The sequence below is a fragment of the Bradyrhizobium sp. Ken01 genome, assembly GCF_055807355.1.
The window spans coordinates 1-23,437 of the sequence record NZ_JBVVPC010000069.1 but is presented as its reverse complement, the minus strand read 5'-3'; the positions used below and the strand labels follow the sequence as shown (position 1 = coordinate 23,437).

Annotated in this window: 17 protein-coding genes; 4 read left to right on the top strand and 13 right to left on the bottom strand. The window is 63.7% G+C overall.

The annotated features are described in order from the left end of the window. Positions 1-217: 217 nt before the first annotated feature. From AC0L3S_RS36370 to AC0L3S_RS36345, 6 genes are all read right to left on the bottom strand, one after another. Positions 218-967, bottom strand: a complete 750-nt coding sequence (locus tag AC0L3S_RS36370; RefSeq protein WP_473264023.1) for a phosphorylase — start codon at positions 965-967, stop codon at positions 218-220. After that, positions 964-2,931, bottom strand: a complete 1,968-nt coding sequence (gene shc / locus AC0L3S_RS36365; protein ID WP_473284627.1) for a squalene--hopene cyclase — start codon at positions 2,929-2,931, stop codon at positions 964-966. The genes AC0L3S_RS36370 and shc overlap by 4 nt, the downstream gene beginning before the upstream one ends. A 77-nt stretch (positions 2,932-3,008) precedes the next feature. Next, positions 3,009-4,262 carry a hydroxysqualene dehydroxylase HpnE gene (gene hpnE / locus AC0L3S_RS36360; protein ID WP_473284625.1) on the bottom strand — a complete coding sequence of 418 codons (1,254 nt, stop codon included), beginning with the start codon at positions 4,260-4,262 and terminating at the stop codon, positions 3,009-3,011. Next, complete coding sequence (gene hpnD / locus AC0L3S_RS36355) at positions 4,262-5,101, bottom strand: presqualene diphosphate synthase HpnD (RefSeq protein WP_473284623.1); 840 nt, start codon at positions 5,099-5,101, stop codon at positions 4,262-4,264. Before hpnD ends, hpnE begins: the two co-directional genes overlap by 1 nt. After that, positions 5,091-5,975, bottom strand: a complete 885-nt coding sequence (gene hpnC, locus AC0L3S_RS36350) for a squalene synthase HpnC (protein ID WP_473264027.1) — start codon at positions 5,973-5,975, stop codon at positions 5,091-5,093. The genes hpnD and hpnC overlap by 11 nt, the downstream gene beginning before the upstream one ends. Before the next feature lie 194 nt (positions 5,976-6,169). Next, positions 6,170-6,403: a hypothetical protein gene (locus AC0L3S_RS36345; RefSeq protein ID WP_007593627.1), complete on the bottom strand. Its 234-nt coding sequence runs from the start codon at positions 6,401-6,403 to the stop codon at positions 6,170-6,172. 461 nt (positions 6,404-6,864) lie between these two features. On the opposite strand from AC0L3S_RS36345, the gene AC0L3S_RS36340 reads away from it, so the two are divergent. After that, the gene (locus AC0L3S_RS36340; protein WP_027516853.1) at positions 6,865-7,362 is read left to right on the top strand and encodes a hypothetical protein; all 498 of its coding nucleotides are present in this window, start codon (positions 6,865-6,867) and stop codon (positions 7,360-7,362) included. Positions 7,363-7,484: 122 nt separating this feature from the next. Here AC0L3S_RS36340 and AC0L3S_RS36335 read toward each other — a convergent pair whose 3' ends face one another. The 4 genes from AC0L3S_RS36335 to AC0L3S_RS36320 form a co-directional block, all read right to left on the bottom strand. Continuing rightward, positions 7,485-9,851, bottom strand: coding sequence for an efflux RND transporter permease subunit (locus AC0L3S_RS36335; RefSeq protein WP_473264029.1), 2,367 nt, complete (start codon positions 9,849-9,851; stop codon positions 7,485-7,487). 206 nt (positions 9,852-10,057) lie between these two features. Then, positions 10,058-10,843 (bottom strand): ethanolamine ammonia-lyase subunit EutC, encoded by a 786-nt coding sequence (gene eutC, locus AC0L3S_RS36330; RefSeq protein WP_473284621.1) that lies wholly within the window; start codon positions 10,841-10,843, stop codon positions 10,058-10,060. A gap of 6 nt (positions 10,844-10,849) precedes the next feature. Then, positions 10,850-12,436, bottom strand: a complete 1,587-nt coding sequence (locus tag AC0L3S_RS36325; RefSeq protein ID WP_473264031.1) for a B12-binding domain-containing radical SAM protein — start codon at positions 12,434-12,436, stop codon at positions 10,850-10,852. Positions 12,437-12,589: 153 nt separating this feature from the next. Continuing rightward, the gene (locus AC0L3S_RS36320) at positions 12,590-13,972 is read right to left on the bottom strand and encodes an ethanolamine ammonia-lyase subunit EutB (protein WP_473284619.1); all 1,383 of its coding nucleotides are present in this window, start codon (positions 13,970-13,972) and stop codon (positions 12,590-12,592) included. 220 nt (positions 13,973-14,192) lie between these two features. On the opposite strand from AC0L3S_RS36320, the gene AC0L3S_RS36315 reads away from it, so the two are divergent. Both AC0L3S_RS36315 and AC0L3S_RS36310 read left to right on the top strand, forming a co-directional pair. After that, entirely contained in the window at positions 14,193-15,932 is a 1,740-nt protein-coding gene (locus tag AC0L3S_RS36315; RefSeq protein WP_473264033.1) for a methyl-accepting chemotaxis protein, read from the top strand. Positions 15,933-16,682: 750 nt separating this feature from the next. After that, positions 16,683-18,650: an AI-2E family transporter gene (locus AC0L3S_RS36310; protein ID WP_473284617.1), complete on the top strand. Its 1,968-nt coding sequence runs from the start codon at positions 16,683-16,685 to the stop codon at positions 18,648-18,650. 111 nt (positions 18,651-18,761) lie between these two features. On the opposite strand, the gene AC0L3S_RS36305 is transcribed toward AC0L3S_RS36310, so the two are convergent. Together AC0L3S_RS36305 and AC0L3S_RS36300 are read right to left on the bottom strand one after the other, a co-directional pair. Further along, complete coding sequence (locus tag AC0L3S_RS36305; RefSeq protein WP_473264035.1) at positions 18,762-19,253, bottom strand: septal ring lytic transglycosylase RlpA family protein; 492 nt, start codon at positions 19,251-19,253, stop codon at positions 18,762-18,764. Positions 19,254-19,489: 236 nt separating this feature from the next. Further along, positions 19,490-20,422, bottom strand: a complete 933-nt coding sequence (locus AC0L3S_RS36300) for a LysR substrate-binding domain-containing protein (RefSeq protein ID WP_473284615.1) — start codon at positions 20,420-20,422, stop codon at positions 19,490-19,492. Positions 20,423-20,527: 105 nt separating this feature from the next. On the opposite strand from AC0L3S_RS36300, the gene AC0L3S_RS36295 reads away from it, so the two are divergent. Further along, positions 20,528-21,970 carry an MFS transporter gene (locus tag AC0L3S_RS36295; protein WP_473284613.1) on the top strand — a complete coding sequence of 481 codons (1,443 nt, stop codon included), beginning with the start codon at positions 20,528-20,530 and terminating at the stop codon, positions 21,968-21,970. Positions 21,971-22,093: 123 nt separating this feature from the next. On the opposite strand, the gene AC0L3S_RS36290 is transcribed toward AC0L3S_RS36295, so the two are convergent. Then, entirely contained in the window at positions 22,094-23,326 is a 1,233-nt protein-coding gene (locus tag AC0L3S_RS36290; RefSeq protein WP_473284611.1) for an acyl-CoA dehydrogenase family protein, read from the bottom strand. Between the last annotated feature and the right edge of the window lie 111 nt (positions 23,327-23,437).

Below are 23,437 nucleotides of genomic sequence, written 5' to 3'. Positions count from 1 at the left end.
GCAGGTTCCCGGCGAGAGGATGCCGCAAAAAGGGATTGACTAACCAAGGCCCGTTACAGAAGCCCGGATGGAGCGCAAGCGAAATCCGGGACGGTTCCTCCCGTTGCAAGCCCCCAGATGCGCTCCGCTCCATCCGAGCTACGCACCCCGAAATAGAGAAAAGGCCCGATCGCCAATGGCGACCGGGCCTTTTGTTATCAGTGATCGCAGAAACCGCTCAGGCCGCCTCGGAGACCAGCGCTTCGCTCTCCACGAGCTCGGTGCCAATCAAATAATCCCGGCAGCCGCGCAAGGAGCGTAGCGCGCGATTGAAGTCGAGGCCGGTCGAGACCAGTCCATGCAGCGCGGTCGGATTGCGCGCGATGCCGCGCAGCACGGCCAGCACGTCGATCTGGCCGTTCGGCTTGATGGCGGCGCGGGCGAGTGCCGGCAGCGCGCGATGGGCAGGATCGCTGATGACGCGGACCGCGGCGAACGGCAAGCCGGCCTCGGCGGCATAGGCGGCCGCGATGTGGCTTTCCATGTCGACGGCGGCAGCTCCGGTCTCCGAATGCAGCGCCGCCTTGCAGGAGCGCCCGGTGACCACTTCCTCGGCACCGGCGAGGCTGCCGCGCACCACGCGGCGGCGCCCCGACGTCAGGCGGTCGATGAGATCATCTCCGAGCGAGAGGCCAGCGGCCCAGCGGGTATCGCCCGCGAGCACCTCGGTCGCGAGCACGACGTCGCCGGAGCGCAGCGTCGGGTCAAGCCCGCCGGCCACGCCGAACGAGATCACACCGCGAATCGTCTCGGGATCCAGCACCGTCAACAGTGCCCGCAACTGGGTCGGGCTGCTCGACGAGCAAATGACCGCCATTCCGGGCCCGGCCGCGATGCGGGCCTCCTGAACCAGTCCAGTCACGATCAATATCGGCCTCGGATCAACGGTTTGACCCGCGGTAAGATAGTCCCCCGTCCCCAAAGTCACATTCCGACCCCTACCACCCTGCTGTTGGTGTTCCGCAAGTTCCGATACCGTGCCAACGCCCACAGCGGGAAGAACTTCGGGTAACCATGGTACCGTAGATAGAATACACGGGGAAAGCCTGTGGCGGTGTACCGCTGTTCGTCCCACAGTCCTTTTTCGTTCTGTGTTGCAATCAGGTACTCCACCCCGCGGGCGACGGCCGGGTGATCAACCTCGCCTGCCGCCATCAGGGCAAGCAAGGCCCATGCCGTTTGCGAGGCGGTCGAGGGAGCAGCCTCCCAGCCCCGATAGTCCAGCCGGTAGCTGACGGCATCCTCGCCCCAGCCGCCGTCCTTGTTCTGGATCGAGGCCAGCCAGCCGGCGGCTTTCCGGATCATGGGGTCGTCATGGCGGACGCCGGCCATGTTGAGGGCGCACAGCACCGACCAGGTTCCATAGATGAAGTTCATGCCCCAGCGGCCATACCAGGACCCTTCCGGGTGCTGGGTCTTCCGCAGGTAGGCGACGCCATCGGCGACATGCTTGCTGGTCGTCGCGGTCTCGCCGAGCTGGGCCAGCATCGAGATGCAGCGCGCGGTGACGTCTTCGGTCGGTGGATCGAGCAGCGCGCCATGGTCCGAGAACGGGATGTTGTTTAGATAATATTCGAGATTGTTGACGTCGAAGGCAGCCCAGCCGCCGTCGTCGCTCTGCATGCCCTCGATCCATTCCCGGCCGCGATCGATCGCGGCGTCATAGCCGGCCGCGCCATGCTCCCGGCGCATGCGGTCCATCGACATCACGACAACCGCGGTGTCGTCGAGATCGGGATAATGGGCATTGTTGTACTGGAAGGCCCAGCCGCCCGGGCGCACGTCGGGCCGCTTCACCGCCCAGTCGCCCTTCACCTCGAGCTCCTGCTTCGGGATCAGCCAGTCGAGACCCTGCTTCGCCGCAGGCACCGCTCTGTCACCGCCGGCTTCGAGCAGTGCGTGCGCGGTCAGCGTCGTGTCCCACACCGGCGAGACGCAGGGCTGGCAATAGGCCTCGTCGTCCTTGATCACGAGCAGCTTGTCGATACCCCGGCGCGTGATCGCGCGCGGCGGATAACTCTCATCCTTGCCGAGCGCCTCGTACATCATGACGATGTTGGCCATCGGCGGGTAGATCGCGCCCATGCCGTCCTCGCCGTTCAACCGCTCCTCGGTGAAGGCGAGCGCGGCATCGATGGCGCGCTTGCGCAGACTCTTGGGAAACATCGGCTCGATCACGCGCAAAATGCCGTCGAGCGCACGGAACAGCACGAACCAGGCCATGCTCTGGTGCGGCGCCTTGGCGGTCATGCCGATCGAGCGCGGATCCTGCAGGAACAGCTCGTCGATGCCGACGCCCTTGGGATTCTTCGCCCGTGGCTTCAGCGCGGCGATGACCATCAGCGGCACCATGGTGGTGCGCGCCCAGTAGGAGATCTTGTTGATGTGGAACGGCGACCAGAACGGCAGCAGCACGATCTCGATCGGCAGCACCGGTACCGCGCGCCAGGTCACGACGCCAAACATCGCAAGCATGAAGCGCGTGAAGACGTTGCTGTGAATGGCGCCGCCGCGGGAATGGATCGCCTCGCGCGCACGCGCCATGTGCGGCGCGTCGATGGAATCACCGATCATCTTCAGCGCGAAATACGCCTTCACGCTGGCGCTCATGTCGAACTCGCCGTCGTGCACCAGCGGCCAGCCGCCATGGGCGCCCTGAACGCGGCGAAGATAATTGGCGATCTTGGCTTCGAGCACGGCATCGACCGGCTCGGCGAGATAGTGGCGCAGCAGGACGTATTCGGCCGGAATCGTGCAATCGGCCTCGAGCTCGAACACCCAATGGCCGTCGGGTTGCTGGAAGCCGAGGACGCCTTCGGTGGCCGACGCAATGCTCGATTCCAAGTTCCTGAATTCTTGGGCTTCGCGGCTGGTCGCGTTCACGGAATCCATCTCGCTCGATTGCTCCGATAGTCGATTGAATTTGGCCGAAATTGACCGGGACAAATGCCCGTCAGCGCCGCCTGTCACTATCCCTTGGCGGCCAGAACCAGATCGGCGGCGCGATCACCGGATCGGACCGATCCCTCGATGGTTGCAGGCAATCCCGTAGCAGTCCAATCGCCTGCGAGAAACAGGTTTTTCAGTGCAGTGACCGGCTCTGGACGCAGGGCATTCTGCGCCGGCGTCGCCGCAAATGTGGCACGGCGCTCGCGCACGATCTGCCAAGGGGGAAGCTCGCCGGACACACCGCCCGCCTTGCAGACGTCGTTCCAGATCGCCTGCGCGAGTTCCTCGCGCGGCATGTCGACCAGGCGGTCGCCGTTGCTGATGGTGACGGACAGCCGGTTCGGGAACGCGAACAGCCATTCAATGACGCCGCCGATCACGCCAAGGATCGGAGCCGATCCCGCCGGCGGCTCGACGCGGAAATGCGCATTCACGATGGCGCGGAATTCGGTCGGCGTCTTCAGGCCCGGCAGCAGGTTGGAGGCAGCACGCGGCGGCACCGCCATCACGACGACATCACCCTCGCCGATCTGGATCACATCCTCGCCGCCGAAATTCAGCGCGCCAACCTTGCCGTCCTGAGTCGCAAACGAGCGCAGCTCATGGCCGAGCTGAACGGTGTGGCCGCGCTCGCTCAAGAATTTGACGGCGGGTTCGATCAGCACCGCGCTGAGGCCGTCGCGCGCGATCAGCGGGCGGCAGGCCTGCCCGCCGGCGAGCAGCGTCTCGCGCACGATCGCGCCGGCAAGCCCCGCCGAGCCTTCGGGTGGATCGACGTTGAGCGCCGCGAGCAGCAGCGGCTGCACCAGGCGCTGATAAAGGACGCCCTCGCAGGGAATGGACTTGCCGACCAGCGTCTCTTCCGAGGCCCAGATCAGCGGCGCCAGCTTCAGATAATCGGTCAAGCCGGTGTCGGGGACGCGGCGGCTCTCGTCGAGCACCCAGGTCGGGAGCCGGCCGTCGCCGAGGTCGATCTGCCAGCGCTGCCCGGTCTTGATATCGACGAAGGGAAACTGCGCGCGCTCCGGTCCGACGAGGCCCGCCTCGGTGCCGATCGAGCGCGCATAGGCGCGCGCATGGCTGTTGCCGGACAGCAGCAAATGGTTGCCGTTGTCGATGGTGAGATTGGTGGCGCCGTCGAAATAGGAACGGCAGCGGCCGCCGGCCTGCTGCGTCGCCTCGTGCACGGCGATCTTGAAGCCGGCACTGGCAAGCCGCACGGCGGCGGAGAGGCCGGAAATTCCAGCGCCAATGATGTGAGCTGTTTTTTGCATCAGATGAGAGCGTAACGGAGCAGGATGGCGATGCGTGTGACCTTCGACACACGCACCGGCTCGCGCGGCGCGTTGAACCCGCGCGCGATCAGGAGATCCAGAATGGCATGATAGTATTTCGACATCATCCGGGGCGCGCGCACCGCGCGGCGCCGGTTGCGGTTCATGATCTCGTCCGACTTCTCGAAATACACCTTTGCGCGCTGCGCCAGCGGCAGGCAGACCTTCGGCAGCGCGCGCTCGACGATCACGCGGTCCGGATCGTTGGAGGTGATGCCGGCATGCAGCAGCGCTTCGCGCGGCAGATAGAGCCGGCCGAGGCCCGCGTCCTCGTCGATGTCGCGCAGGATGTTGGTGAGCTGGAGCGCGCGGCCGAGATGATGGGCAAGCTCGATGCCGTCTTCTTCCGGCAGGCCGAAGACCCGGACCGACAGCCGCCCCACCGCACTCGCGACGCGATCACAATAGAGATCCAGCGTCGCCATGTCAGGCGCGCGGATGTCCTGCGGCACGTCCATCTCCATGCCGTCGACGATCGCAAGGAAATCCTCGCGCTTGAGGCCGAAGGTCTTCACCGAGGCGAGGTAGTCCTTCAGCCGCGGCGGCGGATTGCCCTGGTAGAGCGCATCGATGTCGTTGCGCCACGCCTGAAGGGCGGCGAGCCGCTCGTCGCGCGGTCCGTCGGAATCGGCGATGTCGTCGACCTGGCGGCAGAAGCTGTAGATCTGGAACATCGCTTCGCGCTGGTCGTGCGGCAGGATGCGCATCGCGGCGTAGAACGAACTGCCGGATGCGGTCGAGCCATAATTGGCGCCCGGCGAGGTCGCCTCAAGCGTCATGTGCAGTCCCCGGTCTGGAAATGGCCTTGCGTCCGACCGCGCGGCGGCCGACTTCGCCGATCATGCCTGCGAGGCTGAAGGTGAGGAGCTCGAGCTTGTTCAGGTGCACGCGCTCGCGCAGGGGATCGCGCACCTTCAACAGGCGCACGATGCGGTCGGCATAGGCCTGGATCACCGAGACCTCGACGCCGAGGCGGAAATCCCGGATCTCCGCAGCTAGCGACCTGCCCTCGTCGAGCAGCGCTTCGTTGCGCACGGCGAGAGCCTGAAGGCAGGCCAGCATCGGCGGTGGCGACTGCGCCAGTCCGAGCTGCTCGACCGAGGCGCCACTCGCGGCCAGCGCATCGCGCGGCAGATAGACGCGGTTGAGCTCGCGGAAATCCTTGCCGCAATCCTGAAGATGGTTGTTGATCTGCAGCGCTGCGCAGAGCGCATCCGACGCGGCCCAGGTCGCGGTGCTCTCACCATGGACGTCGAGCATGAAGCGGCCGACCGGCATCGCCGAATAGCGGCAATAATGGATGACCTCGTCCCAATTCTCGTAGCGCAACTTGGTCACGTCCATGCGGAACGCGATGAGCACGTCGAGCGCGTGGCGCGGCGCCATGCCGCGTTCGGCCAGTGCGTGCCGCAGGCTGACGGCCTCGGCCTGGGTGTCGCCTTTGCCGACCAATTCCGCCTCGAGCAGGTCGAGATAAGCGAGCTTCTCGTCCGGCGGCAGCGTCGCGTGGTCGGCGATGTCGTCGGCGGTGCGGACGAAATTGTAATACGCCAGGATCAGCGCGCGATGACGCGGATGAATGATCCAGGACGCGACGGGAAAGTTCTCGTCGCGCTCACCCTTTCCGGATCGCAATTCGCTCGCAGAGGTCATCGAGGGCTGGTCTACAATCGTTTGGACAGGAAGGGCTTTTTCGCTCGCGCTAGCCCGTGCCGGCGATGCCGCCGCGGCCCCCATATAGGGGAATACGGCCGCAAAACCAATCCTGTCTCTCGATGGCTGCCCTTTGCGGATCAGGTCCGAAAAGGCGGCCCTGGGGGCCGCCTTTTGTGGGCCAGTGGCCGAGCTTACTGGTTGTGGTTCTTCAGGACCTGGTCACAGGCCTGCGAAATCTTGGCCCGGTTTTCCTTGAGGCAGGCCAGGATGGTGAAATCGCCCTGATCGATGACCGGACGGCAGAGCTTCTGCACATCGCGCGAGCAGGCCTTCTGCTCGGCGTCCGTGCCGCGCCCTTGCTGGGCGAACGCTGCGGTCGAGAGGGAGGCCGACAGCAAGGTGAGAGCGACGAGAAGCTTACGCATTGTATTCCTTCATTCTGACGGCAGAATCGCACCAATCCCGGACAGCACAGCGCGACGACCGGAGCGGATTGTTCTGATGGGCAAGTCGCCGCGGGAGTAGCGGCCTCGGAGAAGGCACAAGCACTGGCAAATGCGGCCAAATTGGCGCCACGTCCACCAAATCAGGTCTTCCCTGCGCCTTCTCTGGCAAATGTAAGGGATTGATACTACGTCATAATTCAGGCACGCCGCGTTTTGCTGCGCACCTGTTGCAGAGCTGCATCTCTTCCTCCCGCCTTGGGCGTCAGAAACATGCCGAAACGCAGAGAATCCCGAGGCCAACCATGGCAAGCGCGCTTCGCGATGCCGACGTGTGGGCGGCCGGCCATTGAACCTGACACAGGCTCGGAACACTAAACCTTCGATGTGGCGAGACGTCCTTGGTGACAAGCGGACGTCGTTCCAAAACGGGATATTTTGAGATGAAATTCTTTGGACGATCTGAACTGGCAATCAAGGCAGCCGGCATCGGCGCTGTGCTGCTCTTCTCGGTTTCGACAAGTCAGGCTCAGTCGTCCGGACCGTTTGCAGGTTTCGAGGGCGCATGGACCGGCACGGGTACGGTGTCGCTGTCCGACGGCTCCACCGAGCGCATCCGTTGCAAGGCCGACTACAAAGTTGCCGGCACCGGTCTCAGCCTCAAGCAGGCGCTGCACTGCGCGTCCGACAGCTACAAATTCGACCTCACCAGCGACGTGACCAGCCAGGGGGAGCGGATCTCCGGCAATTGGAGCGAGACCAACCGCAACATCTTCGGCAATCTGCAGGGCACCGCCGGCGGCGGCCAGATCGAAGTGTTCGTCGAGGCCAACGGCTTTGCCGCCAATTTGTCGCTGCGCACCAACGGCACCAAGCAAACGGTGCAGATCTCATCCAAGGGCGAGATTCGCGGCGTCAACATCACAATGACGAAGGGCTGACAGCTCTTACCGCTTCGAAAGCAGCAAGCCCCGGTTCTCGCGAACCGGGGCTTTGTTGTTTTCGGAGGCGCGGCGCAGTCGCCAGGACCGCGCCGATTCGAGTGCCCGATGAATGAAGCCGCTCAGATCGCGGGCTTGTCGGTGCCCTGAAGCTTGGCGTGCAGATTGATCAGCCACATCGCCGTCGGCCGCAGGATGAAGAGATCGGCGACGAGCGCCATCACCATCGAGAAGGCGCTGAGCCAGCCGAACAGCCGCAGCGAGGGCAGGTCGGAGAAGACCGTGACGACGAGGCCGCAGGCCAGCACCAGCGTGGTCAGGATCAATGCCGGGCCGACCAGCACGGTGGCGCGCTCCACCGCCAGCGCCGAGCCGACGCCCGGCTTGCTCTCGAGCCTGAGGCGGTTGAGGAAGTGGATGGTGGCGCTCAAGCCCAGGCCGAACGAGACGGTGAGCGCCACGACGCTGGCGAATTGCAGTCCCTCGCCCATCGCCCACAGCACCGTTCCCGACATCACGACGGGGAAGATACCCGGCAGGATGCAGGCGAACATCACGACCCAGGAACGGAAGGCCAAGCCGATGAAAATCGCGACCAGCGCGAATTCGACGGTGAGCCCGCGGTTGAGTTTCTCGATCATGCCGGCCGAGTTGCGCGCGGCAATCGCGGCAAGACCCGTGACCGCCACTTCATAGCCGGGATGCTTCTTGCGGACGGCGTCGAGCTCGGTATCGAGCTTGTCGACGATCGGCAGGAGCTGGCTGGAATCCTTGTCCGGCACGCGACCTGCGACCACGACGGCGTCCTGCTCGGCATCGATGAACCGGCGCACCAGATGCTCCGGAATGACGCTGACATATTCCTTCAGCGTCGCGACGTCGGCGCTGCCTGCCTTTTCCGCGAGCCAGCGGCGCAGGGTCTCGACCGACCAGACATTGCCGACACCGGCTGCCTTCTCCACCGTCGCGTGCACGTCCGCGATGGTCTGCAGCGTCTCCGGCGAATAGAGCGATTCCCCCTTGGGGAACTGGACCAGAACGTTGACCGGGTTAGCGCCGGTGAGCTTGGCGTCGAGCCGGTCGCTGGCGGCGACCGCTTGGCGCTTGTCCGGCACCTGGTCGGCGAGGCGATAGCGCGGCTCCAGATTGGCGTAGATGACGCCGAGACCCGCCACGAACAGCACCGCGATCAGGCTGAACAGGCCGGGACGGCCCACCATCCGCACCGCGATCCAGTAGCAGAAATTACGCAGCGCCTGCACGCCGGCGTCCGCGCTCTGGAACTTGGTCGCAAAGACCTTCTCGTTGCGCACCAAAAGCACGCCGAACACCGGCACCAGCGACAACACCGCGACCAACGCGATGATGGTGGCGGCGAGACCCGCCTCGCCGAACTTGCGGATCAGATCGGAATCGGAGAACTGGAGCGCGATGAAGGAAATGCCGGCGGTGCCGTGCGTCAGCACGCAGGCCGGTCCCACCACCAGCACCGCGTTCTTGAATGCGGTGAACTTGTCCTGGCCCGCGATCAGCCGGTCGCGCGCGGCGAAGGTGAGCTGCATCGAGTCGGAGAAACTGATCACCATGATGAGCGGCGTCATCACGTTCAGGAACATGTTGAGATTGAAATTGGCCCAGCCGAGCGCGCCGAGCGCCAGCAGGATCGCGATCATCGGCGGGAACGCCGCCGCCACCATGAACGATATCTTGCGGAAGAAGATGATGGCGATGACACAGCCGGCGAGAATGCCGAGGATGTTGTAGGTGAGCCCGTCGCGCTCGACCGCGTTGCGGATCTCGAGCTGCATCACCGGCACGCCGGAAAGCTGCACGTTGAGGCCGGTGTCGCTGAGGTCTTCCTTCATCAGCGCGCGGATGTCGGCGACGGTCTTGGTCAGCTTATTGGAGGCGACCACCTCCGGATCGAGCGAAAGCACGATCAGCGCCAGCGTGCCGTCCTCGGACAACAGCTTGCCGCGGATGATCTCGTTGGCTTTGACGCCCTCGATGAACTTGTCATAGGCCGCGCCCTCGGGCAGCTCGGGCGGGAACAGCGCGGCGGGAAGCTTGCCCGGCGCCGGCGCCTGACGCGCGGAGAACAGCGAGACCAGTCCGCGCGTACCCTCGACCAGCTGCATGTCGGTGACGAAGTCGCGCAGCTTCTCGAGGTTGTTCCGCGCCAGCAGGGTCTTGCCCTCGACCACGACGAGGACGTCGAATTCCTCGGCTGGGAACTTCTTGGTCACCGCTTCGTACTGGCGGAATTCCGGCGTGTTGGACCGGAACAGCTGCGACAGCGAATCGTCGATCTTGATCCGGTGGATGCCGAACACGGCGCCGACGATCAGGACGAGCAGGACGATGCAGGAGACGATGGGCGCCCGGACTGCAAACAGCCCGATGCGCTCCAGCCCGAAGGCGATCGAAGACGCAGGCCCCTGCTCGACCTTGTCGACATGAACCTCACTCTCGCTGTGCTTTTCGAGCATGCCTTGTCCAGTTCCTAAATCGGCTCGGGTCTGTGAGCTTGTCGCGCCCCGCGAACGGCTTGAAAATGCCATACCAATGGGAGGCTTGCCCTTTGAAAATGCGCAGAAAATCGCCGCGAGGGGTTTAGCAGGTCAATCGCCCTTCTCGCAAGCAGGCGGAGTGTGGCCCAATCGATCAAGATGTGGCGATTTTGCCTTAATGCCCTTCATTCGGGGAAAGCCGTGCCAATTCGACGCGGCGCGCGGTCCGCGCTCTCGTCCTTCAACGCCACACCGCTCACTTCCCGCGCGAGCCCCTCGCGGACCAGCCAGGCGATCTTGAAGGCAGCCTCGTCATAGCTCAACCCGGCCTTGTGGATGTTCGACACGCAATTGCGCTCGGCATCGGTGCGATCAGGCTTCGGGGCGAAAGTCAGATAGGCGCCGAGACTGTCGGGCGCCGACAGGCCCGGCCGCTCGCCGATCAGTGTCACAACCATGCGCGCGCCGAGAATGGCGCCGATCTCGTCGCCGAGCGCGACGCGCGCGCCTGAGGCGACGACGACATGGCCGATCGCGACACCATCGTCGGCTGCAAGCAACGGCAGCAGGCGCATCACCAGCGCGGCCGCATGGGCGTGGACCGCCGCCGCCGACAGCCCATCGCCAATCACGACCGCGACTTGGCACGGTTCCGAGGCGCTCTGCGTCAGGGCCTCGGCTGATTCGGCATCGAGCCGTCTGCCCAGATCGGGCCGCCGCAGATAGTCCCCGCGGTCGACCGCCCGGCTGTTCGCCTCGGTGACGACGAGGCCAAGCGCGCGGAGATCTGCGACCAGCCGCGGTGCATCGAAGACGGCATGCACGGCATCACGGGCGCGGGCATGGTCCAGCGTAAAATCGAGCAGCGCCCGCGTCGGCAGGCTCGCGCCGCTGCGCCCGAGCGCGACGCGCGCGGGCGTAAGCGACCGCAGATCGAGGGTCGGACGACGCGGAATGGCCGGATCAGACATGTTGTGTCATTCGGCGGGGACGGAGGCCTCGCGTAGCCGGATCGAATAGTTCGAGGCGTTCTGCTGGCCGGTCGAGGCCGCCCGCGCAAAGGTGATGAGATGGTGCGCGATCAGAGTGCAGCCGATCAGACCTTCGAGATCGCCGCGCTTGATGCGGCCCAGCGCGAACTTCCAGAACACGCGCTTGTAGTCGCCGAGCACGCCGACCTTCCAGAAGATGTTTCGCAGCATGACGAGGCCGCGCCTGATGTTGGGCCAGGTCTTCATCTCGTCCGGTTTCGGCATCTTCAAGCGGTGCACGTAAACGTGGTCGCATTGATACTGGAAGCGCGCGTAGACCTTCTCGGGCTCGTAGGCGACGGCCATGGCGTGCTTCCAGGACGCGACGACGTCGTCGTAGGGCAGCAGGAAGTTGACATTGGAATCGCGCCCGTCGTCCTCGACCAGGCGTCCCTCGCGCTCCAGACGGTCCCACAGCGGCGTCTTCGGCAGCGCCTGAAGCAGATTGATCGTGAGCAGCGGAATCCGGGAGTCCTCGACGAAGGCGAGCAACGCCTCCGAAGTGTTGGGCTTGTCGGTGTCGAGCCCCATGATGATGCCGGACACGACCTCCATGCCGTAGGAGTTGATGGTTTGCACGCCCTCGAGGATCGGGACCATCATGTTATGGTCCTTGTGCATCGCCTTCAGCGCATCGGGGTCGGGCGTCTCAATGCCGCAGAAGATGGTGACGAAATAGGCTTCGCGCATCTTCTCGAGGATTTCCGGCCGCTTGGCGATGTTGAGCGTCGCCTCGCAGGCGAGCCGCACCATGTAGCCGGTCCTCTTCTGCCATTCGATCAGATGCGGCAAGAGGTCCAGCGCCGCCTTGCGGTTGCCGATGAAATTGTCGTCGACGAAATAGACCGTGTCGGTCATGCCGCATTCGCGCAGGCGGTCGAGTTCGGCGATGATCTGCTCGGGCGACTTGAGGCGCGGATTGCGGCCATAGAGGCCGGGGATGTCGCAGAACTCGCACTGATACGGACAGCCGCTGGAATACTGGATGCTGCCGAGGAAGTATTTCTTGACGTCGGCGAGCTCGTAGGCCGGGATCGGAAACTCCGTCATCGGCACGCGGTCTTTGGTGGTCAGCACCACCTGCGCTTCCGGACGCGAGGTGTCGCGGGACAAGATTTCGAGCAGCTGATTGGTGGCGTCTCCGAGCTCACCGACATGGAGATAGTCGAACGACGGATAGTAATCCGGGCAGGCGCTGACAGAGGGACCGCCGAGCGCCACCGGCAGATCGAACTCGTGGGCGCGGCGGCAGATGTCGTTCATCTGCTGGCGCTGGATGTGCATGCCGCTGACGAAGACCGCCTCCGCCCATTCGAACTCTTCCCTCGTCGTACGGCGAAGGTTCTCGTCGACGAATTTGACCTGCCACTCCTCGGGCAGATAGGCCGCGAGCAGCAAGAGTCCCTGCGGCGGCATGAAGGCGCGGACGCCGTCGGTCAGGGGATAGGAATGCTCGAACGTCCCGAACGACGATGTGTATCGCGGAAACACGCAGAGAATCCGCCGGGACGTCCCGTTACTTTCAGCTCGCATCAAAGCTCCCCCGCCACGCTCGACTTAGCTGCGGAAATTGCCAGACAGACACATAGCGTAATGCTGCCGCCGGAATTTCTCAATATTGTGGCACGAGCATAATTCCCGGAAGCACCAATGGTTGCTTCAGGCCGCCGGGTGGCTTCGGCCGCGTCATGCGATCAGCCGGGAGGCAAAATCGGGCAGCAGGCCTGCATCGCCGGCAAGACGGAAATCGGGGCCCGCAATGCCGGACCGCACCAGCCAGTCGTCGAACTCCGGCGCGCGGCGCAGTCCGAAGACGTCGCGGACATAGAGCGCGTCGTGAAAAGACGTGGACTGATAGTTCAGCATGACGTCGTCGGCGCCGGGGACACCCATGATGAAGGTGACGCCGGCGGCAGCAAGCAGCGTCAGCAGATTGTCCATGTCATCCTGGTCCGCCTCGGCGTGGTTGGTGTAGCAGATGTCGATCCCGAGTGGCAGGCCGAGCAGCTTACCGCAAAAGTGATCCTCCAGCCCGGCCCGGATGATTTCCTTGCCGTCATAGAGATATTCCGGGCCGATGAAGCCGACCACGCTGTTAACCAGAAGGGGAGCAAAAGCGCGGGCCACCGCATAGGCGCGCGCCTCGCAGGTCTGCTGGTCGACGCCGTGATGGGCGTTCGCCGATAGCGCCGAGCCTTGCCCGGTCTCGAAATACATCACGTTCTGCCCGACCAAGCCGCGCTTCTGCGACAGCCCGGCCTCCTGCGCCTCCTTGAGAAGCGCGAGGTCGATGCCAAAACTGCGGTTGGCAGCCTCAGTGCCGGCGACCGACTGGAACACGAGGTCGACCGGCGCCCCCTGCCCGATCAGCGACAGCGTCGTGGTGACATGGGTCAGCACGCAGCCCTGCGTCGGGATCTTCAGCCGCGCGATGATCTCGTCGAGCAGCCGCAGCAATTGTCCGATCACGGCCGGGTCGTCGCTCGCCGGGTTGATGCCGATGCAGGCATCGCCGGCGCCGAGCAGGATGCCGTCGAGGATGGAGGCGGTGATGCCCTTGGCGTCGTCGAAGGGATGGTTGGGCTGGAGCCGGGTGCTCATCCGGCCCTTCAGACCGATGGTGTTGCGGAAAGCGGTGGTGATCTCGCATTTCCGCGCCGCCAGGATCAGATCCTGGTTGCGCATCAGCTTCGAGACCGCAGCCGCCATCTCCGGGGTGATGCCGCCTGCCAGCTTGCGCAAGATTTCGGGCGTCGCGGCATCCGACAGCAGCCAGTCGCGAAAGGCGCCGACCGTCAGCGAGGCCACGGGCGCGAAGGCCTTGGCGTCGTGCCTGTCGATGACGAGGCGGGTGACCTCGTCGGTCTCATAGGGGATGACGGCTTCCTGCAAGAACTGCCCGAGCGGGACGTCGGCCAGCGCCATCCGCGCGGCGATCATCTGTTCGGCACTTGCGGCGGCGATCCCGGCCAGCCGGTCGCCGGAGCGCGGCGGCGTCGCCTTGGCGAGCAGGTCGCGCAGATCCGGGAACGTGTAGGTCGTGGCGTCGATGGTGTGGCGGTAGACCAAGGGTATCTCCGGGCTTCGTCGGCCAAAGGCCGACTCCTGGGCAATCCCAAGACTATACCTTCAGATCAAGACGCTGAAATATCTACCTTTCCTGCGACCGAGGGCGAAGGGCGCCAAACCCGGCGTTAACGCTGTGTCCATCTTCATTCTGCATAGTTTTGCAATAATTTGCACGACCGCGCTCTCCGGCCGCTCCCGGCCATTCGGGCCTCTGGAAACCATGACAACCGACCAATCTGGGAATGCCGCCGGCCTCGCCGGCCGCTTCACGCTTGCCAACAAGCTCTACGCGATCTTCGCGCTGTTCGCGCTGCTCACGGCGGCGATCGCGATGCTGTCTGACTACAACAGCCGCCGCGGCGCCGAGCTGACCACCGCGATCGAGACCGCCAACGCCGCCGCGCTGAACGTCGAGCGGGTCAACTCGCTGGTCTATGCGGTCGTGATGGAATCGCGCGGCGTCTACATGTCGACTGAACCGGCCGTGGTGAAGAAATACGGCGAGGGCCTGCTCAAGTTCAACGCCCAGATCCTCGATGTCGTGAAGCGCTGGGAGACCATCGTCAAGGCTGACGATGCCGAGCAGTTCGCCACCTTCAAGAAGCGCATCGAGCAGTTCGTCGAGTTTCGCAAGGAGCTGGTGCGCCGCGGCGTCGAGATCAATGCGGCCGCGGGCCGCGAATGGGGCGACAACGACGCCAACCGCGCCGTGCGCTCGGCGCTGAACAAGGATCTCGAGGCGCTGTCCAAGGTCTATGCCGAGCGCGCGAGGCAAATCGCGCACGAGACCGAGACCAATCGCACTCTGTCCTTCGTCCTGACCTGCCTCGCCGGCGTGGCGCTCGCACTCGTCGTGATCGGCATCGTCATCATCGCCCGCTCGATCGCACGCCCCCTCTCCGCGATAACCGCGACCATCAAGCAGGTCGCTGACGGCGCCGAGAACGTCGTGGTGCCCCACAGTCACCGCGCCGACGAGATCGGCGCACTGGCACGCGCGATCCAGATCTTCCAGGACGCGATGGGGCGCAACCGCAACCTCGCCTCCCAGGTCTCGCAGGACTCCGCCGCGCGCGAGGAGCGCGCCCGCCACATCGAGCAATCCGTCGACGCGTTCCGCGAGGCGATCGGCGCGATCATGCGCGGCCTCAGCGACAACGCCTCCGTCATGCGCGAGACGGCGCAGACCATCACCCGCGTCACCGCGGACGCGAGCAGCCGCGCCGGCACGGCGGCGAACGCCACCGAGCAGGCCTCGCACAACGTCACGGCGGTGGCAGGCGCGGCCGAGGAGCTGTCTGCGTCGGTGGTGGAGATCGGCCGGCAGGTGCGGCAATCCGCCAGCGCGGTCGAGCAGACCGGCCAGCGCACCGAGAAATCGATCGCCGAGATCGAGAGCCTGGCGGCCGCCACGCAACGTATCGACGGCGTGCTCAGCCTGATCCAGGCGATCGCCGAGCAGACCAATCTGCTCGCGCTCAATGCCACCATCGAGGCCGCGCGCGCGGGCGATGCCGGCCGCGGCTTTGCCGTCGTCGCGCACGAAGTGAAGGCACTCGCGGGGCAGACCGCGAAGGCAACCGCCGACATCAGCGAGAACGTCTCGATGATCCAGTCGTCCACCCGCAACGCAGTCGACGCCGTCCGTGAGATCGGCGGCGCGGTGCGCGAGATCAACGACGTCACCTCGGCGATCGCCGGCGCCATCGGTCAGCAGGACGCCGCCACGCGCGAGATCTCGTCCAACGCACAATCGGCGGCCCAAGGCAACGAGACCCTCGTCGCCAACATCAGCTCGCTCCGCGACGCCATCGGCGAGACCGACACTGCGGCCTCCTCGGTGCTGACGGCTGCGAGCAGCGTGACCGAGACGGCGGAGACGCTGTCGCGCGAGGTGGAGAAGTTCTTCCAGAACCTGCGCTCGGGTGCAGCGGACGGCCGCGTCGCCAAGGCGGGGTAGCAGCACGTCCATCGCCAGCAGAGCCGGCGGTGGGTCGCTCCATCAAAAAACGCGAAAACAACCCCATGCACAGTAGCCGGGGATAGCGATATCAACGGCTTGGCTCTAGTCTAAAACTATTCGTATTTTACGAAATGATATTTGACTCGTCGGGCAAAACACTGGCATGATGTCAGTGTTGGAGCTTTCCGCACTGGGCCGGCAGATCGTGAGAAGCCGAAGGCTGGCTGAGGCCGCCTCCCTGTGAACCAAAGCCGCGGAGCAGTCCGCGGCTTTTTGCGATCGCCACCATCAGGCGTTATCGGAAGCGATGCAGGAGGCAGTGATCCTTGGAAGCGGCCTAAATGCTCAGGCTTTTCGGCGGGAAGCAGGCCGGAAAGATCACGCGCCGAGACGCTATCGCGAGCTGAAGCGGGGCGCCATACCGCGCTCTTGGAGCAGCGCGCGGAACTAAACCCGGCGTGGCATGTTCATTCCCAACGTGGCTTGGCGCTCCCGATTCAATGCCGCCGTTAGCGCAACATCGTTCGCTCCAGATGCTCATGGCAACAATGCGTACCCGTCGGGATCGTAGCCCCAGCCGATCGGGCCTGGTCAGTTGTGACCGGCCTCGCAAACCGGCCTGAAGCTCATGCACCGACTTCGACAGCTTGCGTCATGTCAGGACTGGACGACCTTCCCAAAGATGTGCCGTCCGAACTCACTGGACCCTCAACAAACTCGCCGTCTTTCCCGGCCTAGCGAGGAGCTGTGATCAGGCAGCCATTCAAAGCACGAACACCGGAAGAACTGATTTCGCTGTTGAGCGCCGTGGGGATGGCTATTCTCGCCGCGATCATTGTCATGGTGCTCTATTACGGTCGCGAGATCATCATACCTATAGCGCTTGCCGTCTTGCTCAGCTTCGTGCTGGCACCCCTGGTTCGACTGGTTCAGCGTCTGCGCGTTCCACGCAGTTTGGCTGTGGTGAGCGTGGTCGTAATCGCCTTCGCGTTCATATTTGCGATGGGCAGCCTGCTAGCCACCCAACTCGCGGAGCTGGCCGGCGATTTGCCGCGATATCAATCCACAATCAGCGAGAAGATCCAATCCTTCCGTGAGACCACCGCCGGTCGAGGCACGCTCGAGCGGGCTTCGAGCATGTTGAAAGACCTCAGCAAGGAGCTCGACAAGCCCCAGGACGCCGCGAATTCGTTGGGAACCATAGCAGCTCCGAAAGCGGCCTCGCCGAAGCCCGTTCCTGTGGAAGTGCTTCAGCCCGATCCCGGCGCGCTGGAGAGCTTGCAAACGCTGATTTCACCCTTGCTTCATCCGCTCGCAACGACCGGGATCATCGTCATATTCGTGATCTTCATTTTGCTTCAGCGCGAGGATCTTCGTAATCGTCTGATCAGGCTGGCCGGTTCGGATGACCTGCAGCGCACCACGGCTGCCCTTGATGACGCGGCGAGCCGCCTCAGCCGGCTCTTCCTGATCCAGCTTCTCGTGAACGGGAGCTTCGGCATCGTCATCGGAATGGGTCTCTGGCTGATCGGCGTTCCAAGCGCGATCCTGTGGGGCATTCTGGCGGCAGTGCTGCGCTTCGTGCCTTACATCGGGGCAGTCATCGCCGCCGCCTTTCCTCTCGCTCTCGCGGTCGCCGTCGATCCAACCTGGACGATGCTGCTTTGGACGATCGCGCTGTTCGTGGTGGTGGAGCCCGTCGTCGGCCATGTGCTGGAGCCGATGGTCTATGGACACAGCACAGGACTGTCGCCGGTGGCCGTTGTCGCTTCTGCGACGTTCTGGACGGCGCTCTGGGGTCCGATCGGCCTCGTTCTGGCGACACCCCTTACGGTGTGTCTGGTCGTACTGGGCCGCCATGTCGAGCGCCTGGAGTTCCTGGACGTCATGTTTGGAGACCGACCAGCGCTCTCTCCGCCTGAGATATTCTATCAGCGGATGCTCGCCGGCGATCCGACCGAAGCATCGGCAAAAGCCGAGGAGTTCTTGAAGGAGCGATCTCTCAGCTCCTATTACGACGAAGTCGCGCTGCGAGGACTGCAATTGGCTCAAGCGGATGCCGAGCGCGGCGCTCTGGATCCCGACCGGCTCACCAAAATCAGGGATGCGGTCCAGGAATTCGCCAACAACATTTCAGAGCAGGATGAGCGTCCGCCTAAGGTCAACCCGACCACAGATATCGAAGCTACATCTGCCATAGAGGGCGTGGCTGAGGACGCGCCTTATGAGAGTCTGCGGGTTCTGCGCAAGGAGGACTTGCCTTCTGAATGGCAAGGCGATCATCCCGTGCTCTGCCTGGCTGGACGAAATCCGATCGACGAAGCCGCTGCGATCATGCTGGCTCAATTGACCGGTGCGCATGGCTTGCCGGCGCGAGTTGAAGCGGCGGAAGCGTTATCAACGGCGAATATCTTCCGGCTGGAGACCGCCGGGGTCGCCATTGTCTGTCTTGTCTATATGGACGCAAGTAGTCCTGCCCATATGCGTTACTCGGTGCGACGGCTTCGCCGTAAATTGCCCAAGGCTACAATCATTCTCGGTTGCTGTATGAAGGACATCGACCCAGGCGCGCTGGAAAGCCTGCGGGAAGGTGCCAAGGCGGATCTGGCTGCTGCAACTCTGGGCGGGGCTCTTAAACTCTGCATGGAGGCGACGGGTGTGGACTCCCTTGGCACAGGAGCTGAAGGCCCGGTTTCGAAGATCACGGCCGCTTAGGAGTTTGTACGCATAGACATGGCTGCCGCAGGCGCGCAGCAAACCATGATGTCATCATGGCGATAACGCCGGGACCTTCGGTCGTGCTGCGCGACCTGCTGGTGCGACGGTTCAACCAACCGGTCCGGGTGTCCAATCGCCGCCGGCAAGCGGCCGGACTTTTACATCAGGAATGACCCCGCGCTCCAGGCTCGGATCGAAATGACGCATCGTCCGCTCATTGAAGTCGATGATGCGGCCGGGCCTTAGCGGTCCCACGTCGTTTATCCTGACGATGACCTTCTTGCCGATGGCCTCGACGAGGGCGTATTTCGGCTTCACGCCAAATCGGACCCCACCGAATTTCTTTCGCAAGCTCGTCTTGATGGCAGCCGACCAGACCGAGGGGTCATAACGCTCGCCGGAAGCCGTCTTCGGCCCGCCCTCCTCTCTGCCTGGCTTGAACGGATTGTACATGGATGCCGCGCCAACGATCGCTTCTCCGGAAGCGGCATTGTCGGCAGCGCTTGAGTGAACCCCACCAGCTTCACATCGCGCAATAGAAACGGAAACGGCAAGCGCAACCACGGCGCCGCAAACTGCGGCGCTCGATCGGAACACCATTATATCTCCTGTGATTTTCGATTGTTCGGTTCCGATGCCGCAAAGCGTTTTGCGGGTCGAGCCAACCCTTGGCTCCGGAACCGTTTGTAGGAACCCCAACAGTTCCAGCACGGTGTTTTAGTTGTTGCCGTCTAAGACAGACATTGCGTCAACAGCATGACGACGACAGCCCCGACGAATAGCTGCGAACTGACAGTGCCGGCTCCCTAACAAAACGGCAGAGGGCCGGCAAAGGACTACGCAGCAGAAATATTCCTCACGGTCGTCTCAGCCTGCTCAGCGAGCCAATTCACGAGTAACTCGACGCTGCGATCGCCGATCAAATCGGCTGGCCACTGGGCAACCTGAATTTTCGTGCACTCGACTGTGGGGTAATCGGCAAGTGCGGACACGAGGCGTCCAGACGAAATCGCATCTGCGACCAGAAGTGAGCGCCCAAGTGTCACCCCGGCTCCCTCGGCCGCAGCCGACATGCACATTCCCATGTCGTCCAGCGTCAGGCTGCCAGCAGCAGCGCCCGATTTCGGCAATCCCAGGCGTCTAAACCAGGAGGGCCAACCCCAGTCGCCGGTCGCGTTGTCGCCTTTGTGGATGAGCGGAAGGGCCAACAGGCCGTCAGGGTCCGTCAAGGGACGCCGCCGGGGCAACAGGTGCGGCGCACAGACGGGAAAAATCCGCTCCCAAAACAGCGGCAATTGAGTCGACGTCCGCCGTGCGTCTTCGCTGGCGTTCCAGACAATTCGCACGTCGAGCGGCCGCTTTGAGCTGTCCGCCGTCTCCAGTGGTTTGAGATCAACGTTGATCGACGGATATCGCGCCGTAAAGTCTGGCAGGCGGCGGACGAGCCACCATGTTGCCAATGCCGAGCTGGCGCCCACGCGCAACGTCGTTCGGGTTGAGCGCCGCCGCACCTGAGCATCCAGCGCACCAAGCGCGTCGAGTGCTGCAGCAAGCTCTTGCCTAAGCTGCGCGCCGGCAGGTGTTATTCCGATCCCTGGATTCTGCCGCTGCAACAATGCGACCCCGAAATGGTCCTCCAGTTTTCGAATCTGATGGCTGACGGCACTCTGCGTGACGCCCAACTCCGCCGCGGCGCGCGTGAACGAGCCATGACGGGTGACAGCGTCGAACGCGACAAGGGGTGCGAAGGGTGGCAAGCGGCGTGGCATCTCGATCTCCTCACGCCATGATATAGATTCATGAGCTTTTGAGGAACCATCATTCGACCAAAGCCTGTTGCCCGGCCATCCATGCTCCATGGAGGCCGAACAACCATGCTCGACAAACCTCAGCACAACGATGATGAAATGCCGAGCGCCAGTTGGATTGCCGATGACGGCCATCGCGGCAAACGCATGTCCCTGGAAACGGCGACGCTGCTTGCAGCGTGCGTGAGCGGCTCTCTGTTTCAAGTCGACCTGACGGCTCTAGCGGCTGCCTTACCCGATATTGGCCACGATCTCGGTGCCGCTTCCGCACGAGCGGCCTGGGTCATCGACGTCTACAGCCTTGCTTTGATCTTCTGTTTGCCGATTGCAGGTAGCCTTGCTGACAGATACGGACGCGTTCAAATGTTCACCTGGGGTGCAGCGCTGTTTGGCCTGGCCTCTCTACTGTGTGCGTGCGCCAACACGTTCGACGTCTTGCTGACATTCCGCACGTTGCAAGGTATCGCCGGTGCCTGCATCACCAGCACCTCGTCTGCCCTCCTTGCTGGTGCCTACGAGGGGCCCCGGCGCGCGCGGGCGTTTGGGCTTTGGGGCACGATCGTCGGTGCCTCGATGGTCGCTGGCCCGCCGCTCGGATCGCTCCTGGCTGATACGATCGGGTGGCGCTGGATTTTCTGGATCAACTTGCCGCTTTGCGCCGTTTTGGCCTTCCTGGTGCCGTACAGAATTGGCAATGAGCTCGACCAGCAGCGTTCGAGCGCCAAGGTGGATTGGCTCGGTGCTGGCCTTCTTGCGATAATTTCGGCGGCGCTGGCGTTTATGTTGCTGGAAGCAGCCGCGCTTGGTGGCGTCGCCTCGGCGACGTTCCTGACAGGACTCGCCGCTTCGGGGATTGCGCTCCTCCTTTTCGTTTGGGTGGAACGCCGACATCCCAACCCGGCGTTCGATCTCAAGCTGTTCGGATCTCGGCAGTTCGTCGCGATGTGCCTCGTCCCGATGGCGGGATCGACCGGCTTCTGGTCGCTTCTCGTCTACGTGCCGCAATTGGCGCGCGGTCCGTTGGGTCTCAGTCCGTTTGAGGCGGGCGGGCTCCTGGTCGCACTCACATTGCCGATGATGGTGTTGCCGCGCTATGGAGCGGTTTTGACGACCCGCATCCCGTCACGCTCGTTCTTCTGTGGTGGTCTCGCGCTTATCGGGTTGGCTGATCTGGCCCTTGGTGCGATCTCCGACGGAAACGTGGGGCCGGACACGCTGGTAATGACCGTCATTGCGTTGCTCGTCAGCGGGTCAGGCTGTGCCGTGATCAACGCTCAGATCACTGCCGCCGCCGTGTCGGCGGTTCCAAGCGATCGTGCGGCGACCGCATCTGCCATTTGCGTCACGATGCGCCAAATCGGTTTCAGCTTCGGGATCGCACTTTTGGGCGCGGCCCTGCAGTTCAGTTCGAATGGCGACTATCGCGCCCCGTTTATCGTTGCAGGCGCATCGACCCTTGCTCTGACAGCCATCGTCTATTGGCTTATGGATGAGAAACCGGCTGCATAGCGGCGGGTGATCGACGGCAGTTCAGGAGCAAAAATCAAAGTGTCGGCGTTGCCGCAATCTGCTTCACCCCCATGAGCGGGCATCCGCCGTCTATGACTGCACGCCATTGCTAAGAGCAACCACCTACCCCTCCATCACCCCGCCACGCTTGATGAGCTCCTTGCCCACCGCGGCCAGATGCACCTGATCCGGCCCGTCGCCGATGCGGATGAAGCGGGCGTAGACGTAAGCACGCGCCAGGAATGTGTCCTGCGAGACGCCGGCGGCGCCGTGGATCTGGATGGCGCGGTCGATAACGCGGGCGGCCATGCTGGGCACCACGATCTTGGCGGCCGCAATCAGGTCGCGCGCGATCTTGTTGCCCTCGCGGTCCATCCTGTCGGCGGCCTGCAGCGTCAAGAGCCGCGCCTGCGCGATCTCGCAGAAGGAGTTGGCGATGTCCTCGCGCACCGAGCCTTGCTCTGCGAGCGGCTTGCCGAAGGCCGTGCGCGAGACCGCACGCTGGCACATCAACTCCAGCGCGCGCTGGGCGCAGCCGATCAGCCGCATGCAATGATGGATGCGGCCGGGGCCAAGCCTGCCTTGCGCGATCTCGAAGCCGCGGCCCTCGCCGAGCAGGATGTTCTCCGCGGGCACGCGAACGTTCTCGTAGACGATCTCGGGATGGCCGACCGGCGCGTCGTCATAGCCGTAGGTCAGCATGTCGCGCACAATGCGCACGCCGGGCGTCGCTCTCGGCACCAGGATCATGGATTGCTGGCGGTGGCGATCGGGATCGTCGGGCGCGGTCTTGCCCATCACGATCAGGATCTCGCAATCCTCGTTCATCGCGCCCGAGGTGAACCATTTGCGGCCGTTGATGACGTAGTCGCCGCCGTCGCGCCTGATCTCGCATTGGATGTTGGTGGCATCGCTGGAGGCGACCTGCGGCTCCGTCATCGAGAAGCCGGAGCGGATGCGCCCCTCCAAGAGCGGCTTCAGCCAGCGGTCCTGCTGTGCCGGCGTACCGTAGTTGGCCAGCACCTCCATGTTGCCGACGTCGGGCGCCGAGCAATTGAAGATCTCAGGCGCCCAAAGGATGCGGCCCATGATCTCCTTCACCGGCGCATATTCGAGATTGGTCAAGCCGGTGTTGTTAGGGTCTTGGCCGTGCTCGCCAGAGAGGAACAGGTTCCAGAGCCCCTGCTCCCGCGCCAGCCGCTTCAGGTCCTGAAGGATCTGCGGGGTCCGGTAGCGCGTCGCTTCCGGCTTCACCTGCTCGTAATAGAGCTCCTCCACCGGCTCGACATGCGTCCGCATGAACCGGCGGACTCGCTCCTGCAACTCCAGCGAACGTTCGGAGTGGTGAAAGTCCATGGGGTCCTCCCGTTCGCCGATCTTGCGTCGGTCTCGTAGCAACCATTAAAGGCTAGGCGGCTTTTTCGGTCCAGGGCGTGCCGCGTTGTACGACAGTATTGGCGTAGATCA

What these genes read in the sequence shown, in the direction of transcription:
- hpnC (WP_473264027.1), bottom strand. Translation starts at nt 5,975, where the DNA reads ATGACCTCTGCGAGCGAATTGCGATCCGGAAAGGGTGAGCGCGACGAG.
- hpnD (WP_473284623.1), bottom strand. Translation starts at nt 5,101, where the DNA reads ATGACGCTTGAGGCGACCTCGCCGGGCGCCAATTATGGCTCGACCGCA.
- AC0L3S_RS36300 (WP_473284615.1), bottom strand. Translation starts at nt 20,422, where the DNA reads ATGCCACGCCGCTTGCCACCCTTCGCACCCCTTGTCGCGTTCGACGCT.
- shc (WP_473284627.1), bottom strand. Translation starts at nt 2,931, where the DNA reads ATGGATTCCGTGAACGCGACCAGCCGCGAAGCCCAAGAATTCAGGAAC.
- AC0L3S_RS36315 (WP_473264033.1), top strand. Translation starts at nt 14,193, where the DNA reads ATGACAACCGACCAATCTGGGAATGCCGCCGGCCTCGCCGGCCGCTTC.
- eutC (WP_473284621.1), bottom strand. Translation starts at nt 10,843, where the DNA reads ATGTCTGATCCGGCCATTCCGCGTCGTCCGACCCTCGATCTGCGGTCG.
- AC0L3S_RS36305 (WP_473264035.1), bottom strand. Translation starts at nt 19,253, where the DNA reads ATGGTGTTCCGATCGAGCGCCGCAGTTTGCGGCGCCGTGGTTGCGCTT.
- AC0L3S_RS36335 (WP_473264029.1), bottom strand. Translation starts at nt 9,851, where the DNA reads ATGCTCGAAAAGCACAGCGAGAGTGAGGTTCATGTCGACAAGGTCGAG.
- AC0L3S_RS36295 (WP_473284613.1), top strand. Translation starts at nt 20,528, where the DNA reads ATGCTCGACAAACCTCAGCACAACGATGATGAAATGCCGAGCGCCAGT.
- AC0L3S_RS36345 (WP_007593627.1), bottom strand. Translation starts at nt 6,403, where the DNA reads ATGCGTAAGCTTCTCGTCGCTCTCACCTTGCTGTCGGCCTCCCTCTCG.
- AC0L3S_RS36325 (WP_473264031.1), bottom strand. Translation starts at nt 12,436, where the DNA reads ATGCGAGCTGAAAGTAACGGGACGTCCCGGCGGATTCTCTGCGTGTTT.
- AC0L3S_RS36290 (WP_473284611.1), bottom strand. Translation starts at nt 23,326, where the DNA reads ATGGACTTTCACCACTCCGAACGTTCGCTGGAGTTGCAGGAGCGAGTC.
- hpnE (WP_473284625.1), bottom strand. Translation starts at nt 4,262, where the DNA reads ATGCAAAAAACAGCTCACATCATTGGCGCTGGAATTTCCGGCCTCTCC.
- AC0L3S_RS36340 (WP_027516853.1), top strand. Translation starts at nt 6,865, where the DNA reads ATGAAATTCTTTGGACGATCTGAACTGGCAATCAAGGCAGCCGGCATC.